Genomic DNA, 17,359 nt, shown 5'->3' with positions numbered 1-17,359 from the left:
ATTCGCACCGTTTACGATATGAGTGATGAAAAGAACCCATAAATAACCTAAAAAGCCGTGGACAACAATAGACTGTACTACTTCTTTAGTAGTCATGATCATCCCCATTTGAGAAGACTATTTATCAGGATAAATAGGTGTTTACAAAACATGCCACATAGGATAGTATGATTTGCATATCGATCTAATTTCTTAGAATGAACTAAATAATTAGATTATCAAAAATAGGTTGCTCGGCTATTCCATTTTATTAAGGAGGTTCCCGCCAATGGACTTCACACCGCAGTCCTCTCTTCCGATTTCGGTCGAACAATCCAAGCTGCTTGGCAATGCCAAGCGAATTAAGATTATTGCCGCCCTTCAGGACAAACCCAAGACAGCGAAGCAGGTCGCCGATGAACTGAAGCAGACGCCCGGCAGCATTCACTACCATATCCAGAAGCTGTATGAAGGCGGGCTGATCGATCTGGTGGATACCCAGTCGGCGGGCGGAATTATCGAAAAGTACTACAAGGCGAAAGCCGCATGGTACAGCTCGGAAGGCGCTCAATTCAACGACCCGGCGCTGGCGCAAGATCTGGATGACGCATCCCGTACCCTGCTCAGCCTCCGCTTGTATCTATCGCCTGTTCAGCGGGAGGAACTTGTGTCCGAGTTCCGTTCTTTTCTGGAACATTGGGTGCAGAAGACGGCGGACAATCATGAAGACAATAGTCAGGAGTTCGCGATTGGCGTGAAAGTGGTGTCAACGGAGCAGGAGTCTTGATTGGCGTCCGAGTGCCATAACGGAGGGATTGTATTGGACATTTTTCAAAACCGGAATTTCACGCTTATGTTCGCGGGGCGCATCCTGACGAACATCGGAGACAGCCTCTATGCCGTGGCAGCGATGTGGCTTGTGTATGACTTGGGCGGTTCCACGCTGTACACGGGGCTGGCCGGATTTTTATCCCTTATTCCCAGACTGATTCAGCTTCTGTCCGGGCCCATCATCGACCGTCTCCCTATTCGGAGCATTCTCGTATACACCCAGTTCCTGCAGGGCATTTTGCTGCTCATCGTTCCCCTGGCATCGTATATCGGATTTTTGAGCGTTGGCCTGGTGCTCACCATTACGCCGATATTATCCGCATGCAATATGTGGGTCTATCCCGCGCAATTGTCAGCGCTGCCCAGATTGGTAGAGAAGAAGCATCTCACCCAGGGCAATTCCTTGTTCTCGATTGCCTATCAGGGCATGGAAGTGGCCTGCAATGCATTGTCAGGCGCGCTAATCGTTCTGCTCGGGGCGCTCTCGCTGTATCTCTGGAATTCGGTCGGCTTCTTCATTGGAGCCCTTCTCTTCGCGCAGATTCGGATTCCCCCATCCGAAGAGGCTTCCGCAACCGATGAAAGACATCTGCGCACGGAGCCGAAGCCAGCCTCTCATCCAGTGAAAAAGTATCTATCCGACATGCGGGAAGGCATCCGGCTTCTGGTGGGCACGCCCCTCTCCCGGCTTCTCTTCGGGGTCATCGCTATTAATGCCGCCGGCGGAGCGACCTTCAGTCTCCTGCCGGCTTTTAGCAGCCAGATTGGAGGCCCCGGCATCTATGGCATCCTGCTGACGGCGCAAGCGCTCTGCAGTCTGATCGGCGCCATATGCTCGCCTTATTTGAAGCTGGAGCGCCTTCGGCTTGGCTTCCTGTACTCCATCGCCTATCTGTCATGCGGGATCTTATGGTCATTGAGCGTATTCAGCCCCTGGGCCTGGCTTACCGTTCTCCTCTACGGCTTGGCTTGGCTCCCCGGCGGAGCCGTCAATGTCCTGATCAACACCGTGATCCAAAAAGGCGTGCCGCAGCGCCAATTGGGCGTTGTCTTCGCGGCGGCTTCCGGGTTAAGCGGAATCGCCTCCCCGATCGGAAGCCTGCTCGGCGGCAGCCTCGGCACGCTGCTGCCCAGCGCCGCAGTCATCGCTTCCTGCGGATTGGCCGTGGCGGCCGTCGGGCTCTACTGGTCGCTCGATTCCGTCTCACGGAGCTTGCCGGCCACCGATGCGATGAAGGAGGGGTTCTTCGCGGGCCGCAATCCATCCCTCCGGATGGAACGACAGCAGTCAGATCTCCAAGGGTAGCCGGCCGTTGCATGGGCAGCGAGCGGGAGGCCCGCTCTCAGCCCAGTCCCCACCCGACAAGCGGAACCCGGATCGCCATATAATACGCTGCCGCCACCAGTCCAAGCATCGCGAGCGTGAAGCCGATGTCGGAACGGGTATATCTCGTTACATAGTAATATGTGCGCGCCCTGCCCATCTGGAACCGCTTCGCTTCCATGGCGACGGCGACGCGCTGGGCCCGGCGGATGCTCTGCGCCAGCAGCGGCAGCGCGTAGTTCCGCAGCCGCTCGTACATGCCCTTGATTCCCTTGGCATAGCGCACGCCCCGCACGGTCAGCGCATCGGATCGCGTGCGGATGTCGTCCCAGACCGCAGGAAGCATCCGAATCGAGGCGATGAAGCTGTAGGCGTATTTGGCGGGAAGCCGGAACTGCTGCATCAAGGCGTAGAAGAGCTGAATCGGCTTCGTCGTCAAGGCGAAGGCCAGTCCCAGCATGCCAAAGGTCAGCGTCTTGCAGCCCAGCAACAGACCGCGGTAGAAGCTCTCCTCGGAGATGCGAATCAGCCCCCACGACCACCAGATATGTTCGCCTTTGCCGAACAAGATCATCGTCGAAGCGGAAGAGATGAACAAGAACAGGAACGGCAGCGTAATCAGCAGCACCTTCTTCCGGGAATGGCCGCTGAACAGAAACAGCAGCAGCGTATAGGCAATCAACTGGTTCAAAGCAAAATCGAATTGCCTGTTCAACAAGGTGACAAGAAGCAGCAGCACGAAGACGAACAGCTTATAGGCCGGGTTGACGCGATGCAGCCAGGTCTCGGTTTCCGGTATCAGCAGATTCATGTAAGCTGCGCCTCCCGTTCCCCGATCGTGTCCAGGACCGTAAGACTGCCCCGTTCGACCCGCCACACGCGATCGGCATAATAACGTACAATATTCAGATCGTGCGTCACCATCACGATGGCCGTCCCTGCCGCCCGCAGACGCTCCAGCTTATCCAGGATCGCGAACGTGTTCCTCGCGTCTTGGCCGAACGTCGGCTCGTCAAGCAGCAGCACCGGATGCTCCCGCACGACGGCGGTGGCGACGCTGAGGCGGCGCTTTTGCCCCATCGACAGATGATACGGATGCCGGTCGGATCCCATATCGAGATCGAAGGCCGCCATCAAGGCCGTCACCTGACGCTCGACCTCCGCGGCAGGCCATTCCGCCAGCCGCAAGCCGTAAGCCAGTTCCTCGTAGACGGAATCGGTCAGGAACTGCATCTCCGGGTTCTGGAAGACGAAGGCCAGCTCCTCTGGCGGTTCCGGCCGGGCCGGCCGGAACCAGCCGCGCTTCTTCGGCTCCGGGACCGGACGTCCCCCGATAGCATAGGAGCCGCTGGCGCGAAGCAGCCGCATCAGGGACAGCAGCAGCGTGCTCTTGCCCGCCCCGTTCGGGCCCGTGACGGCAATCCATTCGCCCGGATAGACATCGGCCGCCTCGACGGAGATTGCCTCGGCCTCTCCCCGGTACCCGGAGAACCCGCGCAAGGCGATGATCGGGTCCTCCCGAAGAGAGGACGCCGCTTCGGCCTGGCGCTGACGCCGCTTGGCGCCCGCGATGGCGCGGTACGACTCCGACTTCACGTGATCCCGCCACACATCCGGATACCAGATGCCGTATTCGAGCAGCTTCTCCTTGTGCATCGTGAAAATAGCCCCCGGCTCGCCATCTGCCATAATGCGGCCCTCGCCGTCGAACAGCACGACCCGATCGACGATATCGGCGACCAGATCCAGCTTATGCTCCACGATCAGCAGCGTATGCGATCCGGCAATGTCCTTCACCGTATCCCAGATTTGCTTCGTCCCTTCCGGATCGAGCAGAGCCGAAGGCTCGTCCAGGAACAGCACCTCCGGCTCCAACAGCAGGACGGAGGCGAGCGCGAGCCGCTGCTTCATGCCCTGCGACAGCGCCGCAATCGGCGTATGCAGATTATCCAGCCGCAACCCGACCCGCTCCAATATGCTTCTTATGCGCGGCTCCATCTGCTCCCGCGGCACCGACAGATTCTCCAGGACGAATGCCAATTCCTCATCGACGTACGGCATGCAGAATTGGGTATCCGGATCCTGGAATACGAAGGCCCAGCTATCCGGGAGCTGCCTCCGCTCATATTTGAGCGGCACTTCGACCGAGTCCGGCATAATGCCGCTCAGCACCTGCAGCAGCGTAGATTTGCCGCAGCCGCTCGGTCCGAGCAGCAGCACCTTCTCCCCCGCCGCAATGGAGAAGGAGAGGTCCTTGAACAGCAAGGACGCCTCTCCCGGGAATTTCAATCTCAGATTTGTAATCGCGGCCCTGGTTGAGGCCGCTTGTTCTTGTGTCAATCCCAACACCCCATCGTTCATGTGCCATGATAACCGGCCGGCGGGCCTGACCGCCAGCCGGTGTCCTGCGCGCCTACCGGTCCAGGGCCGCGTATTCTTCTTTCGCGACCGGCCGGATCGACCTGGTCACCCCGGTCGCTTCCAGCGCGCGCATCAGGAAGTAAGCGAAGATGCCGGCGAACGTGAAGGCGCTGATGACGCGCAGTCCGTATTTCAGCACAAGCATCCATGTCTCGTAATTGGCATAGCCGTATCCGAGATCGAGGAGGAACGAGCCGGCAGCCGACATGATTCCGGCCGCTCCGGCGATCGCTAATCCTCCCCGGCGGTAACGCGCCAAGGCGAAGACGAGCTCGGCCGCCAAGCCTTGCACGAATCCGTACATGATCGTCTCCAGCCCCCATCCCGACCCGAGCAGGGCCGACAGATTGGCTGCGGCCAGACTGGCAATGAGCGCGACGCCCGGCTTGCGGATGAGCAAGTAGGCGAACGGCCCGGCCATGAACCACATGCCGTAAGTCAATTGCCCCGCCTGCGGGAACAGCGGCTTCACGATGCTGTACACGCTATCCCACAGCTTGAAGATAACGCCGAAGACGACCCCGATCATGACGGTAATGAGAATGTCCTGGAATCGCAATCCTTTCTTTTCACTTGCCTGTTCTTGCATTGCTACCCTCTCCCTTATCTCATGGTTCATACAAAAAAACCGTCTGGAACCCAGACGGTAGAGTAAGCCGATGATCATCCTGCAGGCATGATCGCACGACAAATACAAGATTTCTCTACGCTGGCATTATCCAGATCAGATTAACGGTCCGTAGCGGTATACTGGCTACTATCTCAGCCTGACTCCTCAAGCACCCGAATTTGTATGAATATGTAATCGCCCCTATAATACCGCATTCCCGATTGGTTGGCAATGGCGGATGGGCGAGAGGCGAAGAAGAAGCGGTCCTTATCTTCGCCGCCATCCCTTCTGTAGAGTCACCATAACCCGTGCCTGTCATGCCGGCCAAGACGAGCGTTATGCCCCGAACTGGGCCTGATGCAGCCGGCTGTAGCTTCCTCCCAGCGCCAGCAGCTCGTCATGCCGCCCCTGCTCGGCAATGCCGTCCTCATTGACGACGATGATCCGGTCCGCATGCTTGATCGTAGCCAGGCGATGGGCGATGATCAGCGTCGTCCGGCCGGCCGCCAGTTCAGCCAGCGACTGCTGGATGGCCGCTTCGGTCTCGGTGTCGAGCGCCGACGTCGCCTCGTCCAGAATCAGAATCGGCGGATTCTTGAGGAACATGCGGGCGATAGCCAGCCGCTGCTTCTGCCCGCCGGACAGCTTCACGCCCCGCTCGCCCACGACCGTGTCCAGCCCGAGCGGCTGCGAACGGATGAACTCCTCCAGCCGCGCCCGGCGCGCGGCCTCCATAATCTCCTCCTCGCTGGCATCGAGCTTCCCGTAGGCAATGTTCTCGCGCAATGTACCCGCGAACAGGAACACATCCTGCTGCACGATCCCGATCTGGCGGCGCAGCGATGCAAGCGTCATCTCCCGCGTATCGATGCCGTCGATCGTGATGCGTCCCGCCTCGGCGTCATAGAAGCGCGGCAGCAGGCTGCAGAGCGTCGTCTTGCCTGCCCCGGAAGGCCCGACGAACGCGACCGTCTCTCCTGCCGCAATCGTCAGGTCAATATTCTCGAGCACCGGGGGAAGGCCGTCATAGCCGAAGGTGACGCCTTCATAGCGGATATCGCCGCGCAGATGGGCCACCTCAATCGCATCGGGCGCATCCTTGACATCCGGTTCCGTATCGAGGATTTGCAGGTAGCGCTTGAAGCCCGCGATCCCTTTCGGATAGCTCTCGATGACAGCGTTGATCTTGTCGATCGGCTTGAAGAACACGTTCGTCAGCAGAATGAAGCCGACCAGCTCGCCATAGGACAACTCCCCCCGAATGACGAACCAAGCCCCGCAGATGAGCACAAAGACGGTCACGAGCCGCATCAGCATATAGCTCACCGACGAGTTAAGCGCCATAATCCGGTAGGCGATCAGCTTCGTCGAGCGGAAGCGCTGGTTATTGACCGCGAAGCGTTCCCGCTCGAAGCCTTCGTTCGCGAATGCCTGCACGACGCGGATCCCGCCGAACGTGTCTTCGACCCGTCCGTTGAAATCCGCGATGTCGGTGAACATCCGGTGGTTCGCCCGGGTCATCCGCTTGTTGCAGACGACGAGCCAGATGAGGAACGGAATGATCGCGAACGTGAGACAAGCCAGCTTCCAGTTGATGGTGAGCATCAGCACGAACGAGCCAATCAGCGTCATCACCGCGATGAAGACATCCTCGGGACCATGATGAGCCATCTCGCCAATCTCGAACAAATCATTGCTCATGCGTGACATCAGGTGGCCCGTCTTGTTGTTGTCGAAAAAGCGGAACGAGAGCTTCTGAATATGATCGAACAGCTTTTTGCGCATGTCGGTCTCGATGTTGATGCCGAGCATATGACCCCAATAGGTAACGATATACTGCAGCCCCATATTAAGCAGATAGAGCGCCAGCAGCCCGGCGCAGGCCCAGACGATAAGCGGCCAGTCATTGCTCGGCAGCAGCTTGTCCACCACCTGATTGACCGCGATCGGAAATCCCAGCTCCAGCAGCCCCGCGATCACCGCGCAGCCGAAGTCCAGGAGGAACAAATATTTGTACGGCTTGTAATAAGCAAAAAAACGGCGAAGCATGAAAGTACCTCATTTCTCGAATAAAATCGCTCTGCCGCTTCCAGGGCCGGATCAGCATCGTTCTCGCGCAGGACTATCACAATGCGAAAAGTCCACCGGGGCACCATCGCCTCCAATGGACTCTGCACTTGCCGAATGTGTTCCCATGTCCCATGTTTCCATAACCAATGCTGCGGCTTGCGCACCCGCGCTTAACGCGTGGCGGCATCGCTCCATAGACAACCCTATTCTACAAAAATAATGAAATTCCTTCTCCCGGCCGAAAATCACGGGAAACCGGCAGCGCACCTATCCCTGGGTTCCCGCAGCGCGATCACCCCGATCCATCACACACAGCCCCTTGAACATATTGATCCGAAAGGGGAATAGCGAGCTTGTCCGGCGTGTGGAGCGTTGAGGCCAAAAAGCGCACCATTCCCAATTGGTAACCGGAATGAATGCGCTCTTTATCGTATTGATTACTCCGCATACCGCGCAGACAGGAGCCGCCAACCGGCCGCTTTATGCCCTAACGGTTGGCTGAGCCGATACGCTCGGCCGCCAGCCGCTACGCCTCGTAAGCTTGCAAGGCGATGACGGCATTATGCCCGCCGAAGCCGAAGGAATTCGAGATGCCGATACGGGCCCCGCTCTGGCGGGCCGTATAGGGAACATAATCGAGGTCGCAAGCCGGATCCGGCTCCTCCAGATTGATCGTCGGCGGGACGATGCCTTCCTTCAGCGTCTTCACGAGCGCGATCGCTTCGACCCCGCCCGCCGCGCCCAGCATATGGCCGAGCATCGATTTGTTGGCGGTGACCGGAATGCGGAACGCATGCTCGCCGAACACATCGCGAATCGCGCGCGTCTCCGACAGGTCGCCCACCTCGGTGCTGGTCGCATGGGCGCTGATGACGCCCACCTCCTCCGGCGCGATTCCCGCTTCCCGCAGCGCGGCTCTCATCGCCTGGCTCGCCCCGCGCCCCTCCGGATGGGTAGCGACCATATGATACGCATCGGAGCTCGCTCCATAGCCGATAACCTCCGCGAAAATCGGCGCCCCTCTGCGCAGCGCATGCGTCAGCGACTCCAGGATGACGATGCCGGCGCCTTCCGCCATCACGAATCCGTCCCGCCCCCGATCGAAGGGGCGGCTCGCCCGTTCCGGCTCGTTATTGCGCGCGGACAAGGCTGTCGCGTTGCCGAAGCTGGCCAACGCCAAATCCGTCAGGGCCGCCTCGGTTCCGCCGGCGATGACGACATCCGCCCCGCCCGCCCGAATCAGGCGGAACGCCTCCCCGATTGCCGTATTCCCGATCGAGCATGCCGTCACGGGGGCCATCGACGGCCCGAGCGCGCCGTAACGGATGCTGATCTGGGCAGCGGCCATATTCGCGATCATCATCGGCACTAGCGTCGGGCTGACCCGATCCGGCCCCCGTTCGCCCAGAATTGCCTGCTGCTGCAGCATCGTCTGGATGCCGCCGATGCCCGATCCGACATAGACGCCCATCCGCTCGCCGTCCAGCCCGGCCCACCGGTCGAGCTCCGCTTGGCGGTAAGCCTCCTCGGCCGCCGCCAGGGCGAATTGGGTGAAGCGGTCCATCCGCCGCGCTTCCTTGCGCCCGAAGCGGGCTTCCGCATCGAAGTCCCGCACCTGGCCCGCGATGCGAACCTTGCAGGAGGAAGCATCGAACGCATCGATGGCGGAGATTCCCGATTGTCCGCGAATCAGCCCCTGCCATAGGGTATCCGTATCCTGACCAAGCGGCGTAATGGCTCCCATCCCTGTAATGACGACTCTCTCCATATCTATGTCCTCCTCCATCCGTACTGGTTGTCGTGTCGGATTTATTTTGTCATAGCAATTATCCTATTACAAGTTGTTGTTTATCCTAGTATAATTAGTACCAGATTAGACACTGGGAGGTGCTACGATGAATTCACCGACCCGTTTGCAAATGCTGTCCGAGTTCCTGCGCGCCAAGCGGGCTCAGATCCTTCCCCAAGCGGCAGGGCTTCCGGCAGGAACCCGGCGCCGGACCCCCGGGCTTCGCCGCGAGGAGGTCGCCCAGTTGGCGGGCGTCAGCACGACATGGTATACCTGGCTCGAGCAAGGACGGGATATTCAAGTGTCGGCTTCGGTGCTGGACCGTGTCGCGGAGGCGTTGAAGCTGACCGTGGACGAGCGCAAATATTTGTATGCGCTCGCCTTGGAAGGAGGGGCAGGCCCCGCCGTACGGGAAGAGGAAGAGCCGCAGATCAGCCCCGCCCTGCAGCGGATTCTGCAGGAGCTGCGGCATTGCCCGACAATCGTGTCGGATCGGCGCTGCCATATCGTCGGCTGGAACGAGGCGGCATCTCATGTCTTCCTTGATTTCACCCTCATCCCGCCGGAAGAGCGGAATATGATTCGCCTGCTGTTCACGCGCAAAGAATTCAAGAGTCTGGCGGTGAACTGGGAGCATTTCGTCAAAGGATTTCTGTCGATATTCCGCGCGTATTACGGCCAGTACGTAGAGGATGGTTGGTATGATCGCTTCCTGGAGGAGATGAAGGAGGTTCACCCGGACTTCCAGCGGTTATGGAACCAGAGCCAGGTAAGCACCGCTCCGGAAGTCGTCATTGAATTCAGACATGCCCGGGCGGGAAAGATGCTGTTCCACCTGACTTCCCTGCAGGTGCAGGGCGACGCCGATCTGCGCTGCAGCATCTACACGCCGGCCCCCGAATCTTCGACCGAATTCAAGCTGGTGAAGCTGATGGACCGCTGATTCGGCCCCGCAAGCAAGCAGAGAGTGAAAATATTTTATGCACCCAGGTTGTACATCACGGTTCCGAATTGCCTTATAAAGTGAAGGCGCGAATGTCCAGGCGAACATTGGCGTGCTGAAGGCGGGAAAAGCCGCCGGTTCACCCAATTCCCATTCGCGTTCGCGCTCTTCGCCAATCACGGAGATGGAGGCGAACCCCTAATGATGAGATGCAAGCAGCCTGAATTGTCCGCAAGTAAGATGGATGCGGCTTATCCCTTCCAAGAAGTTGCAGCCGCTGCGCCGGGCAGCTGCCGCAGACTGATGCTGAGCGATAATCCGGAGGTGCTCGATGCCGCCAGCTTCCCCGAGGCGGGCGGAACGCTCTGGCATGATGCGGTCCAGAGCGGCGAGGATGAGGTGAAGCACCGGGTGATGGGCTGGCATATCAATCAGACCGGCCAGCCGTTGCGGTTGGGCCTGACCCTGGAGAATCAATCCGGAGCGAACGCAATCGAGATTCGGGATATGAAGCGAGAGGTGCGGATCGCGGACGCGTCCGCGAACATACTGGTCGAAGCGGGCCAATGTCTGGCCGCGTCCTGCTTGGCCGGGACGATGGAAGACCATGCTGCGGCCGATTGCCGGCCGTTGGCGCGGGAGGCCGGCCTGATCGAAGCCCGGGAGGTGCCGCAAGGCCATCTTATCGGCTTCATCTATGAATTTACTGTCTGCCGCAGCACAGGAGAGGGGCCGCTGCATTATGTCTTGCGGACCGTGGCCAGCCGCCGTGCCGATGCCGATCTGAGAACGATCCTATCGGAGCCGCTGTCTGCCGCCGGGCAGCCGCATCCACGCGGCAGCTGGCCGTTCTCGGAGACGTTGGCGCTTATGCCGGAATACGAGGTCGGCGGGACGACGCATAACTATCGCGCCTTGGCGAAATCGCGCCAATTCGGCGGCAGCCCGCCCGCCGACCTCCTGTTCACGGCCGGCAGCAGCGATCCGCTCAGCGGCACCGGAGCGGTGAACAATATCGCCCAATTCGGCGCGGTGTACACGGTGAGCCTTCCGATACGGAACGAGACGGGCGCTCCGGCCCAGGTCCACATTTGGGTGAACCCGCGCGGGGGGAAATATGCCGGCGCCGTTCGGCACGGCGGGGAAGTGTTCCGAATTCCGGCGCTGCCGACGAACAAGGATGCATGCCGGATCGCCGAATATGAAGCCCCGGAAGGCCTGTCCACCTTCACCTTCTCCCTCATGACCGCCGGAGAATCGAATACGCCGCTCGGCATATTCGTGACGACCGCTTCCTAGCACACAGCAAGGCCCGCGCCCGCTTGCCGGCGCGGGCCTTGTCTGGTTCGATCCGGCAGCAGGATCTAGGAATCCATCCCTGCGTTCATGCCTCCCGCTTATTTTCAGTTGCCGTAATGGACGAGCAGCGCGTTGCTGATCTCCCGGCCAGGAGAGGTGATATATTTGCCTTTGTAATACAGCCCGCTCGATGCCCCGCCATCCAGATTCATCGCATGCTGCGCACCGGCCTGCTTCATCATCTGTGCGAGCTCCGGAATCGTGGCCCCGGGCGTCGTCAGCAGAATAAGCTTATGATCCGCTGTTACGCCGACAGCGCTGCGCGCGCCGCTGTTCGTCAATATTTTCGGATCCTTGAAGCCCTCCGGCACCGGATCGACGCTGACCTGACCGTTCGTCACCAGGCACGGTCCCGCCTGAAGCGCCCCTTCCACGCCGCCTGCCTCGAAGCGCTGCGGGAAGTCCTTGCCCTTCACGAACTCCACCTCATTGTCCTTCGTGAACACGAGCACGGTTCGGCGGTCGGCTGGACTTGGATGCACCAGCTCGCCCTTTTTCACGATATGGCCGTACGGGGGCTTATAGCTCGATTTCGTATACGCATCGAAAAACGTCCCATTCATCGCCACCGCCGCCTTGCTGGCATCCGCCATAAGCTTCAGGCTATCCACGGAGCCAATCTTGCCTCCCGCCACCGCCACATCGATCCGGATTTTCGGATGAAGCAGATCGACCTCCACGATCGAAGCCGACATCCGCTTCTTGCCGACGGTGAATGTTTTCTCCTTTTGTTCCAGGGGAGCAGCGGCTTGGTTCAACCGGTCCATGGAGACGACCGGCAGCTTCTGTGTCCCCTTGTCCGTATCGAACACGAGCGCGGAGGCCGCCTTGTCCCATTTCATCTGGAGCTTCATCGCTTCTCCGACGAAGCGAATCGGCACATAGGTCGTCCCTCCCTCGACAAAGGGCGCCGCATCCATCTGCTTCACCGCGTTATTCACCCGGGCCTTCTTGCTCCCGATCGTCAAGGATAACGTGTCCTCATTCGCGCGCACATCGATGCGCCGGGCAGCCTTGTCCCATTTCACCTGGTACTTCAGTTGCTCGCTCAAGTAACGGATCGGCACGAAGGTGCGGTTCGCCGCCGTATCCATATACCCGACGTTGCGCCCCGCGGCTTGTGTCTCGCCCTGCTGGCCCAAGACCGCCGCGAGGAAGGCGGCCCCCAGTACTGCCATGATTGCTCTCTTTCTCATTCTCTCTGCTCCCATTCTCTTCTGATGAATGTCCCTGCGGGGTACCGGGGTTCCGGAATCCGTTTCCCCCTTCCTGCCTTCTTGGGTTCAGTAAACCGTGTAAATGTTACCATATAGGACGTTTTACCCACAAACCTTATTTTTACAGCCTCTTTGACCAGCGTCTTCTTTCCTGGATAAAAAAAGAGAATAGGAGCCCGTGTCGCTCCTGTCCGTTGCTGCTATTTCCCGTCACTCCTCTGCATTTCGCCCCGATCCGCTGCAAGCATCGCATCGAAATACGCCGAGCCTTCCTCGGTTACCCCGCTGATGAAGCAATGCCCCTCCTGCCATGCGGAGCGGATGACCGCTATCTTGTCGTTCAAGACGGCCTCCCGGTGATACGTGATGCGGAAGCGGGACAGCCCACGTTCCAGTTCCTCCGGCTGCAGCGCATCGAGGCAAATATCGCCAAAACGCGCATTATTCAGATGCCCGTTCATGTCGATGCTGCTTAACCGCACCGTCATATCATAGGCATGCTCCCGGTTCAGGCCGTCCGGAACCTCGACCTTGCGCGGCATGCCGCCGACGCAATCATCGGGATGCGCCGGCAGGTCGTAAGGACAGGCCGATGCGCGAAGAATGCGGCGCTTGTTCAGATCGACCAGCACCCATGAGGTCCGGGCCTGCGCTATCCAGTCCGCGCCATCCGGGCCAAAAATGCGGAAGTCGCGCTGCCACTGAACGCCGGTGGCCCCCCGGTTCCATGTCACAATCTCAATTGTCTCGCCGTAGACGGGAAGCCTTTTCCATTCCAGATCGATCGTAACCAGCATCCAGGCCATGCCCTGCCGGATCATCTCGTCCAACGATACCCCGTAGTGCCCAAGCTGCGCATCTCCCGCCCGTTGCATCCATTCGAGCAGCGCCGACAGCTTGCACTGTTTCTTATAATCACAATTGTCCGAATGTATGTAATGCTTCTCGCGCCACTGTACTCCCATAGCCGAACATCTCCTTGTCTCCATTGAGCCTTCCTCGCCTGCGCGAGTGGAACAGCTTTATTGTACCTCAAGCGGATGGCTGCAGGGAAACGCATCACTCGGGACGCGCCTTCAGCGGAAGCCACATGCGCCATATGCTTCATCCTTTGCCCTTTGCCCGTTCCTCCACCTGAGCAATCCTCGCTTCATTCTTCCATCTGAGCAACCTTAGCACCATTCTCCCCCCGGTTCAGGAAAAACACTGTTCGACAGGTTATCCCCTTGAATCAGAAAGATCTTGCCGCTCAACCTAGAAGATATGTCCGGAGCGATGCCGCATCGCCCCAAATCGACAGCAGCTGTGGTAAAATAAAATCATGCTCTGGGAAAGGACGGTTATGATGAGCGAGCAGCTTCTTCACACGATTGTTCGGGAACTGCAAGGTCTGAACGGGCGGATCGACAAGATGGACATGAGGTTCGATCAGGTTGAGCAGCGCCTCGACAAGATGGATAAGAGATTCGATGAAGTCGATCAACGCCTCACCGAGATGGACAAGAGGTTCGATGAAGTCGATCAACGCCTCACCGAGATGGACAAAAGATTCGATGAAGTCGATCAACGCCTCACCGAGATGGACAAAAGATTCGATGAAGTCGATCAACGCCTCGGGAATGTCGAAAAACGTCTCGATAAAATGGACAAAACATTCGTTCAAGTTGAGCAGCGCCTCGATAAAGTCGAACAACGTCTAGGTAACATGGACAACCGGTTCGATCAGGTTGAACAACGCCTTGACACGATGGACTCGCGACTGGATGCTCTAGAAATGGAGGTTAAGCAAGCAAATGCTTCTCTGTCCCAAATAGAGCAGTCACAGCCAAGCGATATCCGCTCCATGCTTCATATCATTTCTCATAAAATCGATTCCTTGACCAAAGATATCGAATTCACCTATCATAAAACCGCTCAACATGAATTAGAGATCAACCGCCTTCGAAACCAGTAGGTTTCAGGGCATTTTTTATGCGATGCACACCGCCGTCTTCATATGCTACTATAAACATATCCCTAGATGCAGGGTTACCCTACGTCTAAAATCATGTCCGGCCTCCCTTTACTTCCGGGCGGGAACCGGATAACGTGGAGGCAGGACAACGTTCCGGCTGGAACTACATGCAAGGAGAGTCGGTTCATATGAGCTCACATCATAACGAAAAGGTGGATGCTTCCCATCTCCGCAGCGAGATAGCGGGAACGGGACATCGCATCCTTATTGTAACGTCCGTCCCCGCCGAGCGGGATGCCGTCCTGCGCGGGTTGGGCGGAGACGCCCGCTTCAACGTGATCGTCGGCGGCGTCGGCACCGCCGCAGCGGCAGCGGGAACCGCACGGGAGCTTGCTGCCGCTGATTACGGCGCCGCCGTGTGCGCCGGCATTGCGGGGGGCTTCCCGGAGCGGGCCGAGGTCGGCTCCGTCGTGGTCGCCAGCTCGATCATCGCGGCCGACCTGGGGGCGGAGACGCCCGACGGCTTCTGCAGCGTGGACGAGCTGGGCTTCGGCTCGGCCTATATACCGGTCGATGCCGATACAGCCGAGCGTATCCGCCAAGCGCTGCAGGCCATTCGGCTGCAGGCATGCGCCGGCCCCGTGCTGACCCTGTCCACGGTGACAGGCACGGCCGAGACGGCGGCGATGCTCGCGCAGCGGGTGCCCGGGGCCGCCGCCGAGGCGATGGAAGGCTACGGCGTCGCTGTGGCCGCCCGCCAGTTCGGCTTGCCGGCATTCGAGATCCGGTCGATCTCGAACGCGATCGGCCCTCGCAACCGGGCGGCATGGCGCATCCCAGAGGCGCTAAAAGCATTGGAAGCCGCTTGTTCAGTCTTACCGGAGGTGCTGTAAACATGAAAATTGCCTTTTCCCCTTGTCCAAACGATACGTTTGTGTTCCATGCCTGGGTGCACGGGCTCGTTCCCGGAGCGCCGGAGCTGGACGTAACCTATGCGGACATCGATATTACGAACGGTCTGGCCGCCAGCGGTCAAGGCCCGGAGGTCCTTAAAATCTCGTATGCGGCGCTTCCCTGGGTTCTGTCCGACTACGCGTTGCTCCCATGCGGCGGCGCGCTCGGCAGGGGCTGCGGACCACTCGTTCTAACGAAGGAAGCCGGAGGCGATCCGGCGGCCCTCAGCGGCCGGCGGGTAGCCGTGCCGAGCGAGCGCTCGACAGCCTACCTGCTGTTCCGCTTGTGGGCGGCGAAGCATGTGCCCGGCGGCGTAGGGGAGATCGTCGTCATGCCGTTCCATCAGATTATGCCGGCGGTGCGCGACGGCCATATCGACGCCGGACTCGTCATCCATGAAGCGCGCTTCACCTACCCGTCATACGGGCTGACCTTGCTGGCCGATATGGGAAGCTGGTGGGAAGCGGATACCGGCCTGCCTATCCCGCTTGGGGCGATCATTGCCCGCCGGACCCTGGATGCAGGCCGAATCGCCGAGTGGACCCGTGCATCCGTGGAATATGCCTGGGCGCATCCGGAAGCGTCCCAGCCGTACGTGCTGCACCATGCGCAGGAAATGGATCCGAAGGTGGCGCAAGCGCATATCAATCTCTATGTGAACGAGTTCACCGCAAATCTGGGCGAGGACGGATATGCAGCCGTGGATGCTCTTCTGAGAAGAGCCGCTCGGGAGGGGCTTGTACCCTCCTTCGATCCGGCTCTGCTGCGGTTGTAACCTTCCGTTCTACGCCAATCAGCTCTAGCGTGCGGAACTGACCGCTCCCAGTTGAACCGAAGAGAAGAGCACAAAGAGCGCCCCGCCAAGGAGCGCTCTTTGCGGCATCCAGTCCCAAGCTTAACCGAGCACGATGCCGAAATAGGTTTTTAACGCCTCATCATGCTGCTCCTTCGTCTCCGGGACGAAAGTGTGAACGCCATCGGCCGTGAAGATGCGGAATTCGTCTCCGGCGAGCGTATGGCGTCCTTCGCGAGTGCGGACAGCCGCCATCGCCTGCTGGGTAAAAATGGATTCTGGCGCATGCTCGCACCAGTACGAAGGCATAATAAAATCACGCGCGAGCTGCGGCTCCTCCGTAAAGGAATAGAGACGGCTCCATCCGTCCCGCTTGAACTCGAACAGCATCCAGCCATAGTCCGGGTCCCGCTCCAGCCGATAGCATTCATCCCCCTGCCATTGCTCCAGCCCCGTCTCGATTCGTACAGGCCGGCGCGGAACAATTCCGCCTACCCCGACATCGCACAGGTACGTCTCGCCTCCAGCCTTGACTTGCAGAACCTGGTGGCGGCGCTTGGGCGGAGGATTCGGTTCATCCCTCCAAAAGCGGGCCATCAAATCGGTGACCGAGTAACCAAGCTCCCGGAGCAGCCATCCGAACAAGGCATTGAGCTCGAAGCAGTAGCCGCCCCGGCGGCGGGTTATAATTTTATCTATAAGATCAGGAATGTCCAGCGACAACGGCACGCGGTTCAAAATATCAAAATTTTCATAAGGCACGGCATGCAGATGACATTCCTGCAGATCGGCCAGCACAGCGGCACTTCCATCGAGCGGGCCATCGTAGCCTATCCGCTTCAAGTAAGCGTATACATCAGATTTCAAATGCTCGCGTCCCTTCAACCTCATCGTCTCCTTAGCCTATGTTTCCTCTCATCATAGCAACATCCGCTTCTCCCAACAAGATGATCCGCCAGGTTTCGCCGAACAAATTTATAATACTATCTTACTGGAATCGGAGCCTTCATCATAACCCTGAAAAACAGTAATGGCGAGACAGATATCCCTCTTCATATTCACGGTAAAATGGAAATCCAGCCTCGGATAATTCTCCAATCAAAGGATGCAATTTG

The 17,359-nt window shown here is 58.9% G+C and carries 15 protein-coding genes and 1 riboswitch; of the genes, 7 read left to right on the top strand and 8 right to left on the bottom strand.

Going from position 1 to position 17,359, the window contains the following annotated elements:
* Positions 1–268 precede the first annotated feature (268 nt).
* Together L6439_RS04685 and L6439_RS04680 are read left to right on the top strand one after the other, a co-directional pair.
* On the top strand, positions 269–766 hold the full coding sequence (locus tag L6439_RS04685) for a winged helix-turn-helix domain-containing protein (RefSeq protein WP_213471098.1): 498 nt from the start codon (positions 269–271) through the stop codon (positions 764–766).
* Positions 767–799: 33 nt separating this feature from the next.
* Positions 800–2,116 carry an MFS transporter gene (locus tag L6439_RS04680; RefSeq protein WP_213471097.1) on the top strand — a complete coding sequence of 439 codons (1,317 nt, stop codon included), beginning with the start codon at positions 800–802 and terminating at the stop codon, positions 2,114–2,116.
* A gap of 37 nt (positions 2,117–2,153) precedes the next feature.
* Here L6439_RS04680 and L6439_RS04675 read toward each other — a convergent pair whose 3' ends face one another.
* From L6439_RS04675 to fabF, 5 genes are all read right to left on the bottom strand, one after another.
* Positions 2,154–2,945, bottom strand: coding sequence for an energy-coupling factor transporter transmembrane component T family protein (locus L6439_RS04675; RefSeq protein WP_213471096.1), 792 nt, complete (start codon positions 2,943–2,945; stop codon positions 2,154–2,156).
* Positions 2,942–4,483, bottom strand: a complete 1,542-nt coding sequence (locus L6439_RS04670; protein ID WP_237096892.1) for an ABC transporter ATP-binding protein — start codon at positions 4,481–4,483, stop codon at positions 2,942–2,944. Before L6439_RS04670 ends, L6439_RS04675 begins: the two co-directional genes overlap by 4 nt.
* Positions 4,484–4,547: 64 nt before the next feature.
* Positions 4,548–5,144: an ECF transporter S component gene (locus tag L6439_RS04665; RefSeq protein WP_172879190.1), complete on the bottom strand. Its 597-nt coding sequence runs from the start codon at positions 5,142–5,144 to the stop codon at positions 4,548–4,550.
* A gap of 95 nt (positions 5,145–5,239) precedes the next feature.
* Positions 5,240–5,351: riboswitch (TPP riboswitch) on the bottom strand.
* A gap of 150 nt (positions 5,352–5,501) precedes the next feature.
* The gene (locus L6439_RS04660; RefSeq protein WP_213471094.1) at positions 5,502–7,214 is read right to left on the bottom strand and encodes an ABC transporter ATP-binding protein; all 1,713 of its coding nucleotides are present in this window, start codon (positions 7,212–7,214) and stop codon (positions 5,502–5,504) included.
* Positions 7,215–7,761: 547 nt separating this feature from the next.
* Positions 7,762–9,003: a beta-ketoacyl-ACP synthase II gene (fabF, locus tag L6439_RS04655; protein WP_213471093.1), complete on the bottom strand. Its 1,242-nt coding sequence runs from the start codon at positions 9,001–9,003 to the stop codon at positions 7,762–7,764.
* Positions 9,004–9,130: 127 nt separating this feature from the next.
* Here fabF and L6439_RS04650 point away from each other — a divergent pair, with 127 nt between their 5' ends.
* Positions 9,131–9,967: a helix-turn-helix transcriptional regulator gene (locus L6439_RS04650; protein WP_168182004.1), complete on the top strand. Its 837-nt coding sequence runs from the start codon at positions 9,131–9,133 to the stop codon at positions 9,965–9,967.
* Positions 9,968–10,168: 201 nt separating this feature from the next.
* Positions 10,169–11,266 carry a hypothetical protein gene (locus tag L6439_RS04645; protein WP_213471092.1) on the top strand — a complete coding sequence of 366 codons (1,098 nt, stop codon included), beginning with the start codon at positions 10,169–10,171 and terminating at the stop codon, positions 11,264–11,266.
* A gap of 104 nt (positions 11,267–11,370) precedes the next feature.
* Here L6439_RS04645 and L6439_RS04640 read toward each other — a convergent pair whose 3' ends face one another.
* Both L6439_RS04640 and L6439_RS04635 read right to left on the bottom strand, forming a co-directional pair.
* A complete protein-coding gene (locus L6439_RS04640) occupies positions 11,371–12,504 on the bottom strand; it encodes a phosphodiester glycosidase family protein (protein WP_237096745.1) in 1,134 nt (377 codons plus the stop codon).
* A gap of 239 nt (positions 12,505–12,743) precedes the next feature.
* A complete protein-coding gene (locus L6439_RS04635; protein ID WP_213471090.1) occupies positions 12,744–13,508 on the bottom strand; it encodes an acyl-[acyl-carrier-protein] thioesterase in 765 nt (254 codons plus the stop codon).
* 377 nt (positions 13,509–13,885) lie between these two features.
* Here L6439_RS04635 and L6439_RS04630 point away from each other — a divergent pair, with 377 nt between their 5' ends.
* The 3 genes from L6439_RS04630 (at position 13,886) to L6439_RS04620 (ending at position 16,226) form a co-directional block, all read left to right on the top strand.
* Positions 13,886–14,497, top strand: coding sequence for a tropomyosin (locus L6439_RS04630; protein WP_213471089.1), 612 nt, complete (start codon positions 13,886–13,888; stop codon positions 14,495–14,497).
* 188 nt (positions 14,498–14,685) lie between these two features.
* A complete protein-coding gene (locus L6439_RS04625; RefSeq protein WP_210429599.1) occupies positions 14,686–15,390 on the top strand; it encodes a futalosine hydrolase in 705 nt (234 codons plus the stop codon).
* Between the two features lie 2 nt (positions 15,391–15,392).
* Complete coding sequence (locus L6439_RS04620; protein ID WP_213471088.1) at positions 15,393–16,226, top strand: 1,4-dihydroxy-6-naphtoate synthase; 834 nt, start codon at positions 15,393–15,395, stop codon at positions 16,224–16,226.
* Positions 16,227–16,346: 120 nt separating this feature from the next.
* Here the strand turns inward: L6439_RS04620 and L6439_RS04615 are convergent, their stop codons facing one another.
* Positions 16,347–17,135, bottom strand: coding sequence for an arylamine N-acetyltransferase family protein (locus L6439_RS04615; RefSeq protein WP_213471087.1), 789 nt, complete (start codon positions 17,133–17,135; stop codon positions 16,347–16,349).
* Positions 17,136–17,359 lie beyond the last annotated feature (224 nt).

Source organism: Paenibacillus dendritiformis, assembly GCF_021654795.1.
Lineage (GTDB): Bacteria > Bacillota > Bacilli > Paenibacillales > Paenibacillaceae > Paenibacillus_B.
The sequence above is the reverse complement of the archived record's forward strand: the minus strand, read 5'-3'. Positions and strand labels throughout refer to the sequence as shown.

Bases quoted from the DNA above. Each gene is read 5' to 3' on its own strand.
- L6439_RS04635 (WP_213471090.1), bottom strand. From the start codon at position 13,508: ATGGGAGTACAGTGGCGCGAGAAGCATTACATACATTCGGACAATTGT.
- L6439_RS04675 (WP_213471096.1), bottom strand. From the start codon at position 2,945: ATGAATCTGCTGATACCGGAAACCGAGACCTGGCTGCATCGCGTCAAC.
- fabF (WP_213471093.1), bottom strand. From the start codon at position 9,003: ATGGAGAGAGTCGTCATTACAGGGATGGGAGCCATTACGCCGCTTGGT.
- L6439_RS04650 (WP_168182004.1), top strand. From the start codon at position 9,131: ATGAATTCACCGACCCGTTTGCAAATGCTGTCCGAGTTCCTGCGCGCC.
- L6439_RS04665 (WP_172879190.1), bottom strand. From the start codon at position 5,144: ATGCAAGAACAGGCAAGTGAAAAGAAAGGATTGCGATTCCAGGACATT.
- L6439_RS04615 (WP_213471087.1), bottom strand. From the start codon at position 17,135: ATGAGGTTGAAGGGACGCGAGCATTTGAAATCTGATGTATACGCTTAC.
- L6439_RS04660 (WP_213471094.1), bottom strand. From the start codon at position 7,214: ATGCTTCGCCGTTTTTTTGCTTATTACAAGCCGTACAAATATTTGTTC.
- L6439_RS04630 (WP_213471089.1), top strand. From the start codon at position 13,886: ATGATGAGCGAGCAGCTTCTTCACACGATTGTTCGGGAACTGCAAGGT.
- L6439_RS04645 (WP_213471092.1), top strand. From the start codon at position 10,169: ATGATGAGATGCAAGCAGCCTGAATTGTCCGCAAGTAAGATGGATGCG.
- L6439_RS04620 (WP_213471088.1), top strand. From the start codon at position 15,393: ATGAAAATTGCCTTTTCCCCTTGTCCAAACGATACGTTTGTGTTCCAT.
- L6439_RS04625 (WP_210429599.1), top strand. From the start codon at position 14,686: ATGAGCTCACATCATAACGAAAAGGTGGATGCTTCCCATCTCCGCAGC.
- L6439_RS04640 (WP_237096745.1), bottom strand. From the start codon at position 12,504: ATGGCAGTACTGGGGGCCGCCTTCCTCGCGGCGGTCTTGGGCCAGCAG.
- L6439_RS04685 (WP_213471098.1), top strand. From the start codon at position 269: ATGGACTTCACACCGCAGTCCTCTCTTCCGATTTCGGTCGAACAATCC.